Raw genomic sequence first — 12763 nt, forward strand, 5'->3', positions numbered from 1 at the left:
TAAAAATGTATCGAGCGATTAAAGTTACTCACAGTCTGGCAGGGGAGATAAAGATATGAACTTGGAGACGAAATACGGATTGTTATTCAGAGACTGGACCATGGTGCTGAAAGATGCCGTGCAGGTCAGCTTGCTCGCAGGGGAAAAGTATAACTTCGGCACAGGTGTAGCTGTGAGGTCTGCTGCCGTATCTGGCGTGGAGTTGGTTCTTGGAGTTAGCGGCGATGGAGAGGTTGAACTGGAAGAGGGCATCCAATCCATTCGTCCCCATGACTTGTTTCTAATCGAAAAAGGGCAGTCGCCCTTTCTGGTCAACCGGGGTTCAACTCCACTGGTCTGTTATATCATTCAATGTCATAGGGTTCGGCTGACGCAGGAGCTGGCGCCCACGGAAGACCCATGGGACAAGCAGAATGATGAGGACGATCACGAGCTTGAGCCAAGCAGCTTCGTTGCTCTTCAACATGCTGCTGTGGAGGATATTAAGAAGATCGTGGAGGCATTTCAACATACTGACTTGCATGATCCGATGTGGTGTCATCTTCTTTTTCAACAATGGATATGTAAATTGGTCGAGCATATAAGAAGGGAAGCTGAACCCGAAGTTCACTCGCAACAGCCCGATCAGGCTGTACAAAGAACGATTGACTACCTAGATGAACATTACGACGAACCTGTCACGGTCCAGCAACTGGCGCAGATGGCTAATGTCAGCCGCAAATGGTACACCGTAAGGTTCAGGGAAATCACGAATCAAAATCCAAGTGATTATATCACCGAATTACGCATGAAACGGGCCAAGGAGTTATTGAATCTTACTGGAGACAGTGTCTATGAGATTGCCCGTAAGGTCGGTTATGAAGATGAGCATTATTTCAGCCGAAGATTCAAGCAAAAAGTAGGACGTTCCCCCCGTCTGTATCTGCATAATCGTCGATATTTAGGAACCACGATGACTGCACCTGAGCTGTTATATACACTTGGGATGACTCCAATAGCTGCCCAAGCGCCGTTTTGTGAATTTCCGCATTACCTGAAAGAATCGTTCAAGCAAGTTCGCAAGTGGGAGAGAAGTCATGTACTCAACCTGGAAGAAATTCGGAGGATGAAACCCGATCTGATCATTGCGTCCGCATGGCAGGACAGCATGAATTATGAGCAACTTAACCGAATTGCAACAACGGTGCTTCTACCTGAGCGCAGCAACTGGAGAGAGGAACTAAGAGATCTGGGAGAATTATTAGGAAAAAGCAAACAGGCGCTGCAAGTGATCAGCAATTTTGATGAGGGGCTGTACCAGGCAAGAGAACAGTTACAGACGCTTATTCCTGGTGAGACTATCGTCTACATTCGTCTGACCCGTGAGGGAATAACGCTTTATGGGGAACAGTCTTCAAGGGGGAGTATGCTGTACCGGGAGCTGGATTTGAACATGCCCAAGGCATCTCTTTTTTCTGGGGAGGGAACGCTGGTTGCCGTTGAACATCTCGCTGAAATTCAGCCTGATCATATTCTGCTTCAGATGGAGGATGGGGTAGATGCCCGGCTTCATCTTTATGATCACCCGATGTGGGATCGGCTTCTGGCTGTGCAGAATCATCGGGTGTATGTGCTTAGCAATACGGAGTGGTATAATTTCTCGTTTTCCCCACTTGCCACTCAATATGCCATTCATGAGATGTTAGATCTTTTGAAGAGGAAGAGACTGATAAGACGTATGACCTGAACTTGCCGACTTCGCAAAAATCCAAATTGGGACGCCCAAATATCCATTCATTAATATCTGGGTGTGTATATAATGAGAATGAGAATCGTTATTATTTAAACACCGAAGGGGATAAACAGATGAAACATTCGAACAAATGGTTTGGATTAGGAATGATCCTTACCTTGCTACTGGCTACAGCTTGCGCGGGGACGAATGGAGAGAAGGCGGAACCCAATGCGGGAACCGAACCTCAGACACAAGCACAGCGCGTGGTTGCGACTTCGGTGACATATCCTGATTTTTTGTATGTTCTTGGTGTGACTCCTGTGGCTGCAGAGAACTATCATTCGGATTATCCGGATTATTTGGAAGGCAAATTCGACAGCGTGCCTAAGTTAGGTAATGGTTCCAACATGGAGGGCATTCTCGCAACCGATCCGGATATCATTATCGCGCCGAAATGGCGGGATGAGAAATTATATGACCAGTACGCCAAGATTGCCAAAACAGTTCTTCTTCCCGATAGGGACAATTGGCGGGATGAATTGAAGGATATGGGTGAGGCGCTGGGCAAGCAGAAGGAAGCGGAGCAGGCTATACAGGATTATGATAAGAAAATTGCGACTGCTCGCGATGAGCTAAAAGCTCTTGTAGGAGACGAGACGTTTATTTACTTAAGAATCATGCCCAAAGAAAGCTATGTTATGGGTGAACTGTCCAACAGAGGTATGGTGATTCATAAAGAGCTTGGATTGAAAACGGTAGCAGCCTATCCTAAAAATGAAGGGAGTGTGCCGGTCTCGCTGGAACTGCTTACCGAATATCAGGCTGATCACATCATTCTCCAAATTGATGGTGGCGATGACAACACGAATGCCCAGAAATTATACGATGAAATGAAAGAAAGTAACATCTGGAAAGGAATGAAGGCAGTCAAGGAAGATCAGGTATATCTGGTTGGGGACAAGGAGTGGATGAACTTTGGGTACTCATCCGTCGCTACTTTGAATGCAGTCGAGGATATTGTTTCTGTAATTAGGGAGAGAAATCACTAAGATGAAGAATACACAATCTAATTCGGTGGAGCGCGTTATTCGTGAGCGAAGAACAGTACGGTCATTCAGCAACAGACCCGTATCTGAGGATAAGCTACTTGAATTGCTTGAGGCTGCGGTGTGGGCTCCGTATCATTCCAAACAAGAACCATGGCGCTTTATCGTTTTTATGAACGAGGGTCGTAAAATGTTCAGCAATGCTGTGCTATCGACATATACACCACAAGAACTCGAACAGTTTGGGCAGAGTGCAGCGAAGGACTATTGTGAAGACACGCCAGTGCATGTGTGCGTTGTGGTTCGACAGGGTACGGATCGTTGGAAAAATGAAGAGGCTTTGCTCGCAGCTGCTGGGCTGATTCAGAATTTGCAATTGCTCGCCTGGGAAGAACGCATCGGACTGGTATGGAAAACAAACGAATACAACCGGGAGGATACGTTTGCCGCGAAAATAGGCCTGAATTCCGGCGAACGGTTGGTGGGGACACTTCATCTTGGGTACCTTCGAGAAGATGCTGTTTCACGACCTGTAAGCAGAAAACCGGCAGAGCAACTCATTACCTGGATTCGTCATGAAGAGGGATAAGAAGGTTACACAGACTTGTAAAAAGAGATGTACAGATATTATGATATATCTGTTACCTCTCTTTTTTTGTTCCCAGTCACACGTTTTTGCAAAGTTTAGCATACGTCTTTTATTTATAGATTTTTAATGGAATGTCTTTAGTGGGGAAAGGAAGAAAAAAACATGAGTTCTTTTGTGCATTTGCACGTTCACAGCGAATACAGTTTGCTGGACGGCGCTGCGCGTATTCCGGATCTCGTGGGCAAAGCCGCAGATCTCGGAATGACAACACTGGCGCTGACCGACCATGGCGTGATGTATGGTGCTATTCCTTTCTATAAAGCCTGCGTTGAACGAGGCATCAAGCCGATTATAGGGTGCGAGGCATACATGACAGCAGGGTCCCGCAAAGAGCGGGGAAGCCGCAAGGATCAACCGATTCATCATTTGATTTTGTTAGCCAAAAATATGACGGGTTACCGAAATCTGATGAAATTGTGCTCGATTGGACATCTCGAAGGTTTTCATTACAAACCCCGTGTAGATATGGAAAGTCTGGCTGCCCATCACGAGGGCATTATCTGTCTAAGTGCGTGTCTTGGTGGTGAAGTACCACAACATTTACTGCATGGACGAGAAGAAGAGGCGAGACGTGCGGCGTTACGCTACAAAAATATTTTTGGTGACGACTTCTATCTGGAACTTCAGGATCACGGGCTGTCGGAGCAAAAAAGGGTAAATCCACATTTGATCAAACTGGCTGCCGAGCTGGAGATTCCGCTTGTAGCCACCAATGATGCTCATTATCTGTCCGAAGAGGATGCGGAGCTTCAGGATGTATTGATCTGTATCGGAACGGGCAAGACCGTGGATGATGAGAATCGGCTCCGAATTGGAACCAATCAGCTCTATTTGAAAAGTGAAGAAGAGATGGCTCGTTTGTTTCCTCATGTACCGGAAGCTCTGGCAAACACCGTCCGCATTGCGGATTCCTGTGAGTTGAAGCTGGAATTTGGCAAATCGATTTTGCCGGAATACAGACCGCTTCCTGATGGACTCAGCCCTTCGGTGTATCTGCGTCAGCTGTGCGAAGAAGGAATGGAGGAGCGTTATGCGCAGTCCACACGTTGGACAGATGCAGAGCTTCGATCCGAACTCGAACAACGATTGGCGTATGAGCTGGGTATAATCGACAGCATGGGATTCTCGGATTATTTTTTGATTGTTTGGGATTTTATCGCCTATGCGCATAAACAAGGCATTGTTACTGGACCGGGCCGGGGCTCCTCGGCAGGTAGTCTGGTAGCGTACACTTTGCATATTACCGATGTTGATCCGATGAAATACAACCTGCTCTTCGAACGATTCCTGAATCCCGAGCGGATCTCTATGCCGGATATTGATATTGACTTCAGCGATGAGCGGCGGGATGAGGTCATTGATTATGTCGCGCATAAATATGGCAAAGCCCATGTCGCCCAGATCATTACGTTTGGAACGATGGCTGCCCGTGCAGCCGTACGTGATGTTGGGCGGGCCCTGAATGTGCCTTATGGCGAAGTGGACAAGGCTGCAAAGCTGATTCCGGCTCAACTTGGTATTAACATCGAGCGGGCCATGGAAGCTACACCTGAGCTGAAGGCGCTCTATGAAACCAAGCCTAAGACACGTGAGCTGTTGGATATGGCGATGAAGGTCGAGGGCATGCCACGTCATGCTTCGACCCATGCTGCGGGAGTGGTTATCTCCCGTGACCCGCTGACCGATGCAGTGCCACTTCAGGAGGGCAGTGAAGGGACAGCGTTAACCCAGTATTCCATGGAAAACCTGGAGTCTATTGGGCTGCTTAAGATGGACTTTCTTGGTTTGCGTACCCTCTCAATCATTGAGCGGTGTGTACGCTGGATTGGGGAACATGGAGAAATTCCGGATTTCCGCCTTATCCCCGATGATGATCCGTTAACGTACGAGATGCTTGGGCGAGGGGACACGATGGGCATATTCCAACTGGAATCTGCCGGGGTACGCCGTGTGCTGAAAGAGATGAAGCCAAGTAGTTTTGAAGATGTAATCTCTGTACTTGCCTTGTACCGTCCGGGTCCGATGGAGTTCATATCCAAATACATTCAGGGCAAGCATGGACAGATTGAAGTGGATTACCCCCATGTGGATCTGGAGCCTATCCTGAAAGATACGTACGGGATCATCGTGTATCAGGAACAGATCATGCAGATAGCCTCCCGGATGGCGGGTTTCTCGCTGGGTGAGGCAGATTTGCTCCGCAGAGCGGTCTCCAAGAAGAAACGGGAAGTGCTGGATCTGGAGCGTGGACACTTTGTACAAGGCAGCCTGAAACAAGGGTATAGCGAAGAAGAGGCAGACCTGGTCTATGATATGATCGTCAAGTTTGCCAACTATGGCTTCCCGCGTGCTCATGCCGCGGCATATGGTGTGCTTGCGTTCCAGACGGCGTATCTGAAGGCGCATTATCCGGTTCATTTTATGGCATCCATGTTAACAGCCGTAATGGGCAGTCATCGGAAAGTGGCAGAGTACGTGGTGGAATGTCGGCGTATGGACATGGAGGTGCTTCCGCCGGATGTGAATGAGAGCGGTATTCTGTTTACACCTGTATTTGTGCCGTCCGGCAGCGCAGGAACCGGGGATCAGAGCAATGCATCGCAGCAGACTGCGGGAGCAGATGCAGAGAATGACGCTGGAAGCCCTGCCGAAGAACATGCCACGAATGTTAACGTGGGTTCCTTCAGGGAAGATCGCGTTCATGAGCATGATGGGCATTCGGGACAAACCGAATATGGTGAAGCACCTCTACCGGATGATCCCGGTCCTGGACCGGAAGAGGACGGTGGTGGATATGAGTGGCAGGCAGCGACATCCATGCCTGAGGCATCCGACAACCGGAAGGAACCGGGATTGGTGACGGCTTCTTCAATGGAAAATGGTAATGACGAGGGACAAGAGGCCTCTTCCTCGCGCGCGGAGCAAGGGGAACTGTCCTCTGTGGAGAAGAACGTTGCAGTGTCTGATGATAATTCGGATGAGGAAAAATTAACGGGTGCAATACGATTTGGTCTGGCCGCTGTGAAAAATGTCGGTACCCAGGCAATGGAAAGCATTATGATCGTAAGGCAGGAGAGACCGTTCGACAGTTTGCTCGATTTTTGTCGTCGTGTGGATTTGCGTGTATGCAACAAACGTGTGATTGAATCGCTGATCCAGGCCGGAGCTTTTGACACATTACCTGGGCACCGGGCCCAATTGCTGGCGATGCTGGATGAGACTGTTGAAGCAGCGTTGAAATGGCGCAAGGAACGTGAGGATCTGCAGATTCAATTGTTCGACTTTGTTGAGACGCCAAACTGGGAGATTGAATATCCGGAAATTCCTCCTTATTCCTCAGGGCAGCAACTGGAACTAGAGCGAGAGTTGTTAGGTTTGTATCTCTCTGGGCATCCTCTGGATGACTATGAAGATGTGCTGGAATCGAGTGGGGCTGACCGAATCATGGAATTAACCGAGGCGGCAGACGATACGATGACCGTCGCAGCGGGTATGGTTGTGTCTGTGAAGTCGATTACGACGAAACAGGGCAAGGCTATGGCGTTCATGGAGCTGGAAGACCAGATTGAACGCTGTGAAGTGGTTCTCTTTCCCGAGGTATGGCGGCGTAGCCAGCAACATGTCGGGAAAGGTGAACTGCTCGTCGTGCGTGCCAAAGTGCAGCAGCAGGACGAAGGGTTTAAGCTGCTGGCTGAGGAAGTGGTGCCGTTGTCACCGGCGGCACTGGAGCAGCAACTGCGCAACCGTGACCGGCGCGTCAAGCCCGGCAGCGGTAGCTCTTCGCGTCCTGCGCAGGCGGCTTCGCCGCGGCGACCAGCGGGCGCAGGCGGGGATGCTTCCGCTGTGCGTAGCAACGGGAGCCAAGGCTCGGCAGCGACGCGCAACGATGCGGCGGGTACGGGCGCAACCACGGCGGCGGCTTCCCGGCCTGGCGGTGCCGCTGAGGCGGCAGGCAGCCCGGAGCAGAGCCGTGAACCGCGGGCTGTGGAGCAGCGGGTGTTCGTGAAGATTGCCCCGCATGCGGAGAAGCCTGAGCTTCTGGCACGTCTGAAGCAGTTGCTTCAGGAGCATCCCGGACCTGTGGCGACAGTGCTCTTCTATGAGCAACAGCAGAAGCTGCTTGCGCTGAGTGATGCCTACCGGATTAAGCCATCACCAACCTTGTTCTCCGAGATGGAGAAAATGCTGGGTGAAGGCACGGTCAAAATTAAATAAGAGGCTGTCCCGTAAGTGATAGCACTTATCCATAGTATGAAACCTGTTTGGCTCAATGCTGAACAGGTTTTTTTTGATTATTTTAGTGCGAGCTCGGTTCCCTGACGACAGGGTTTAAACAAACAAATTGCAGACTTGTTATAGGCCAGCTACAGACCAGAGCGGAATGTACAATCCTGAAACAGGTTTAGGCTGCGACTGGTCTTAACCATCCGCACATTTTATGAACATTTTAACAGGTTGCTGCATACACTTGAGAACACCGAAGGACCTCGTGGTCCTCGGGGGATTGATGCGGGAGGTCGAGATATGTCATATGAAATCGTAGAAGCCATGCTGGCCCGGCGGGGTGTACGGATTGATGCAATCGCAGCAATTGTATACCGTCTGCAAAAAGGGTACCACCCCGAACTGACCTTGGACGACTGTGTAACCAGCGTGAAATCCGTTCTGCAGAAACGAGAGGTGCAATATACGCTCTATACGGGTATTGCTCTCGACGAACTTGCGGAGAAAAAACTTTTGCCCCAACCGTTACAGGCTATTATGGAAGCGGATGAATCCCTGTATGGAGTGGACGAGACTCTGGCCCTCGGCATTACTCATGTGTATGGTATGATTGGTTTAACCAGCTTTGGTTACCTGGATAAAGAAAAAATAGGTGTAATTCATGATTTGAACGAACACACAACAGCCATTCATGTCTTTTTGGATGATCTGGTCGCAGGGGTGGCTGCTGCGGCTTCTGCCCGGATTGCACACAAAAATATTAAAGCCAAAAAATACCCCTCAGACCTTTAACCCCCTGTATTTCCATGCTTGTCTGTTATGGTCAATCTAATGGCTCATATGAAGGTCTTCAAGGGCGGCTGACGCTGCCCTGATAAGCTTGCGGCTACTTATGGAAGAGGTATGAACAAGAAGATTTCGTCAACCATATGAGTTATTCGTGGGGGACTAATGTCCCTCATGATCCCAAATTCTCCCCAAAGGTCCCGAACCCTTTCTTGCAGAAAAAAAGTGAGGTATGTTATCATTAGTCCAATATACGGGCTCTGAACATTAGCTTAGGGGGCGGACAAGGCATGTGGACGGTGATTTACATTGCACCGACAGCAAAGGTTGCGGACAAGATCAAGACCAAGCTTTCGGAAGAAGGTTTTCTGGTACAGACCCGTCCCATCAGTTTATCCAAGCAGCAATTTGAGATTCGCGTCCCTTCTGGGGAATTGGAAGAGGTCCAGGAAGTGCTGAATTCCATTCTGCATTCCTGATTTGTTCGACATCAACGTGCCTTGGCAGATGAAGAAGTACCATCGGTACATAAGGGACTAATCGCGTAAGCGGAGAGAGGAATCGACTTGCATGTATTGTATGCTGCTGTCCTTCCTTCTTTTTTTGTTAGGACAAGGACCGACCTGGTTGCTCCCGGAGACCCTACCAAGATAGATTCAAACATCGGCGCAACAATCTTTCGGTTTTTGCAGGTAACATCAATCGTGCTGACAGAAGCCGGTGATCCTTGCCCTGTACCGGCGGATTTTTTTGTTGTGAATGCTGGACAAGGCCCATGGCAGCGTGTGGGTCGTAAGCGGTTTACCGTAACACGCGGATGAAGCTGCCACAAGCAGCGCTCTGCAGGTTGCGGCCATCAAATCAACGGCTGGAGAGGTGTAGTTGTGTTCAAAGATATATTCCAGAAGAAACGGAAGTACGCTACCATACCTTCCGAGCGTGCACTTCCCGGCGAAGGCCAGGAAGTCCTAGAACGCCCAAAACGTGAAATACCTGAAGGGCTTATGAACAAGTGCAGCAAATGCGGCACGATTCAATATAGCAAGGAATTGGAGAAAAATCTGAAAGTATGTCCTGCCTGCGGTTACCATATGCGTCTTAACGCTATGGAGCGCATTGCTATGGTACTTGATGATCAAGGATTTGTTGAGTTTGATGCTGATATGATATCGGTTGATCCACTTGGCTTTCCTGGATATAGCAACAAATTGGAACAACAGCGTCTGAAATCGGGCCTGAAGGAAGCGGTAATTACAGGGGAAGGAACCATTGATGGCCTGCCTGTAGTTGTGGCTGTCATGAGCTTTGATTTCTTCACAGGCAGCATGGGTTCTGTTGTAGGGGAGAAAATTACCCGTGCCATTGAGCATGCCACAGAGAAACGGTTACCATTGATTATTTTCTCAACATCAGGTGGTGCCCGGATGCAAGAGAGTATTCTTAGCCTCATGCAAATGGCTAAAACAAGCGCAGCTTTATCCCGTTTGGATGAACAGGGCGGGCTGTACATTTCGGTCATTACGGACCCAACGACAGGTGGAGTCTCGGCAAGTTTTGCGAGCTTGGGCGATATTAACATTGCCGAACCTGGCGCTGTATTTGGTTTTGCCGGCAGAATCGTTATCGAACAGACGATCCGTCAGAAGTTACCTGATGATTTCCAGACGGCTGAATTTAATATGCAACATGGTCAGTTGGACATGGTTGTGCACCGGAAAGAGCTTCGGGCCACTCTTGGCAAGCTTCTGGATATGCATAGTGAAAAAGGAGGGGTCTAAATGGCGGGTGAGTTGCCATATGAAGCGCCTCTGGTTGAGATGCGCAAAAAGATTGATGAACTCGTACAGTTTGGACAGGAAAAAGGGATCGACTTCACGGACGAGATTGCCCGCCTGGAAGAACGTTACCATAGACTTGAAGAAGAGATCTACACTGGCATAACAGCAGCTCAGAAGATGCATCTGGCCCGTCATCAGCAGCGCCCAACGGCGCTGGACCTGATCCAGCTGATATTTACGGACTTCATTGAGCTGCACGGTGATCGCATGTTCGGAGACGATCTTGCGGTTGTTGGCGGACTTGCCAAGTTGAATGGAAAGACAGTAACGGTAATCGGACAACAGCGGGGGAAAGACACGAAGGATAATATCGCCCGCTTTTTCGGCAGCGCTCATCCAGAAGGTTTCCGAAAAGGACTTCGTCTGATGAAACAAGCGAACAAATTTGGCCGTCCTATTATTACGTTTATTGATACTAAAGGGGCGTATCCGGGTAATACTGCAGAAGAGAGAGGTCAATCGGAAGCGATTGCTCGCAACCTGATGGAAATGGCGAAGCTATCGGTTCCTGTTATTGTTGTGGTCATCGGCGAAGGTGGAAGCGGCGGTGCCCTCGCTATGGCTGTGGGTAATCGTGTGTTGATGCTGGAACATGCGATCTATTCTGCAATCTCTCCGAACGGCGCTGCTTCGATTCTCTGGAAGGATGCATCCAAGGCAGATCAGGCGGCTGAAGCAATGAAAATAACAGCCAAAGACCTGTTGGAGATGGAAGTCATTGAAGAGATTGTCCCTGAGCCACGCGGCGGTGCTCATCGGGATTATGAAGCGTCTGCTGCTTTCATCAGTGAAGCTTTGGTCCGTCATCTCGACGATATGAAGGGTTGGAGCGGGGATCAGCTGAAACAGGATCGTTATGAGAAATTCCGTAAAATTGGATCGGTCACGTTTGAACCTCAAGCATCCATTGAAGCCCCTCAAGAGCTTGTAAAAGTCGATGTTGCGAGTAATTTGTCGGGAAATGCTGAATAATGTGACGAATTTCCTATACAAATGAGCAAAAGTATAGTAAATTTAATAGTTGGAAAAAGAAAAATAGATAAAGAGTAATACCTTTAAAATCGGAGGAAACCCAAAATGCGTAAAACGAAAATTGTATGTACCATTGGTCCATCCAGTGAATCTCTGGAGAACACCAAAAAATTGATTATGGCCGGTATGAATGTGGCCCGTCTGAACTTCTCTCACGGTGATTTCGATGAGCACGGCGGACGGATCATTGCGATTCGCCAAGCATGCGAAGAATTGAACAAAACAGTAGCGATCCTGCTGGACACCAAAGGACCGGAAATTCGGACAGGTAAACTCGAAGTTGAACCGATCGAATTGGTTCAAGACGAGTACATCACTTTGACAACAGAAGAAATTCTGGGAACCAAAGAACGTCTTTCCATTACGTATACAGATCTTCCGAATGATGTTGAACCGGGATCTACAATTCTGATCGACGACGGTCTGATCGGACTGACTGTGGTGGAAGTGCAAGGCACCGAGATCAAATGCCGTATCGTTAACGGCGGATCGATCAAAAGCAAAAAAGGTGTTAACGTTCCGGGCGTTGCCATTTCTCTACCGGGTATCACCGAAAAAGACGCTAACGATATCGTATTTGGTATCGAACAAGGTGTCGATTTCATCGCGGCTTCTTTTGTACGTAAAGCAAGTGACGTACTTGAGATTCGTGAATTGCTTGAAAAACACAATGCTGGACATATCCAAATCATCTCCAAAATCGAAAACCAACAAGGTGTCGATAACCTCGACGAAATCCTTGAAGTGTCTGACGGCCTGATGGTTGCTCGTGGAGACCTGGGTGTTGAGATTCCTGCGGAAGAAGTACCATTGGTACAAAAACGCATGATCCAAAAATGTAACGTTGCAGGTAAACCGGTTATCACAGCTACACAAATGCTGGATTCCATGCAGCGTAACCCGCGTCCAACACGTGCGGAAGCAAGTGACGTGGCGAATGCGATCTTCGACGGTACGGACGCAATCATGTTGTCCGGTGAGACAGCTGCGGGTAAATACCCAGTTGAATCTGTTCTGACCATGTCCCGTATTGCTGAAAAAGCAGAATCTGCTCTGCCATACCAAGAGTTGTACCTGAAACAACGTGTTGCTCAACAAACAACAGTTACAGAAGCAATCAGCCAATCGGTTGCTCTCCAAGCTCAAGATTTGAACGCAAAAGCGATCATTACTTCGACTGAATCAGGACATACTGCACGCATGATTTCCAAGTATCGTCCAGAATCTCCAATCATCGCTGTGACAACGGAAGACAGAACTTCCCGTCGTTTGGCTCTGGCTTGGGGTGTAACTCCTGTCAAAGGAAGACTGGTTGATTCCACGGATGCTTTGTTCGAGAATGCAATTGAAGGCGGCGTAAAATCCGGACTTGTTAAAGAAGGAGACCTGGTTGTGATCACAGCAGGTGTACCTTTGGGTCGTTCCGGTTCTACCAACCTGATTAAAGTAAGCCAAATTCCAAACAACGCTTAAT

10 protein-coding genes are annotated in these 12763 nt (G+C 48.8%); all 10 read left to right on the forward strand.

Annotated elements, in window-relative coordinates; translation table 11 throughout:
• Positions 1 to 55: 55 nt before the first annotated feature.
• The 10 genes from V6668_RS09785 (at position 56) to pyk (ending at position 12762) form a co-directional block, all read left to right on the forward strand.
• On the forward strand, positions 56 to 1726 hold the full coding sequence (locus tag V6668_RS09785; protein WP_338708290.1) for an AraC family transcriptional regulator: 1671 nt from the start codon (positions 56 to 58) through the stop codon (positions 1724 to 1726).
• 119 nt (positions 1727 to 1845) lie between these two features.
• Entirely contained in the window at positions 1846 to 2763 is a 918-nt protein-coding gene (locus tag V6668_RS09790; RefSeq protein WP_338708291.1) for an ABC transporter substrate-binding protein, read from the forward strand.
• Position 2764: 1 nt separating this feature from the next.
• Complete coding sequence (locus V6668_RS09795) at positions 2765 to 3349, forward strand: nitroreductase family protein (RefSeq protein ID WP_076252315.1); 585 nt, start codon at positions 2765 to 2767, stop codon at positions 3347 to 3349.
• Between the two features lie 162 nt (positions 3350 to 3511).
• On the forward strand, positions 3512 to 7624 hold the full coding sequence (locus tag V6668_RS09800) for a DNA polymerase III subunit alpha (RefSeq protein ID WP_338708292.1): 4113 nt from the start codon (positions 3512 to 3514) through the stop codon (positions 7622 to 7624).
• A gap of 309 nt (positions 7625 to 7933) precedes the next feature.
• Positions 7934 to 8425 carry a phosphatidylglycerophosphatase A family protein gene (locus tag V6668_RS09805; RefSeq protein WP_036609851.1) on the forward strand — a complete coding sequence of 164 codons (492 nt, stop codon included), beginning with the start codon at positions 7934 to 7936 and terminating at the stop codon, positions 8423 to 8425.
• Between the two features lie 284 nt (positions 8426 to 8709).
• A complete protein-coding gene (locus V6668_RS09810; RefSeq protein WP_017689496.1) occupies positions 8710 to 8898 on the forward strand; it encodes a hypothetical protein in 189 nt (62 codons plus the stop codon).
• Positions 8899 to 9105: 207 nt separating this feature from the next.
• Positions 9106 to 9240 carry a hypothetical protein gene (locus tag V6668_RS09815; protein ID WP_255319678.1) on the forward strand — a complete coding sequence of 45 codons (135 nt, stop codon included), beginning with the start codon at positions 9106 to 9108 and terminating at the stop codon, positions 9238 to 9240.
• A 63-nt stretch (positions 9241 to 9303) separates the two neighbouring features.
• Entirely contained in the window at positions 9304 to 10197 is an 894-nt protein-coding gene (gene accD, locus V6668_RS09820) for an acetyl-CoA carboxylase, carboxyltransferase subunit beta (protein ID WP_036609844.1), read from the forward strand.
• The gene (locus V6668_RS09825) at positions 10198 to 11229 is read left to right on the forward strand and encodes an acetyl-CoA carboxylase carboxyltransferase subunit alpha (RefSeq protein ID WP_036609840.1); all 1032 of its coding nucleotides are present in this window, start codon (positions 10198 to 10200) and stop codon (positions 11227 to 11229) included. It abuts the gene before it with no gap.
• A 105-nt stretch (positions 11230 to 11334) separates the two neighbouring features.
• Positions 11335 to 12762, forward strand: a complete 1428-nt coding sequence (gene pyk / locus V6668_RS09830; RefSeq protein WP_017689492.1) for a pyruvate kinase — start codon at positions 11335 to 11337, stop codon at positions 12760 to 12762.
• Position 12763 lies beyond the last annotated feature (1 nt).

The organism is Paenibacillus amylolyticus (assembly GCF_036894225.1).
GTDB lineage: Bacteria > Bacillota > Bacilli > Paenibacillales > Paenibacillaceae > Paenibacillus > Paenibacillus amylolyticus.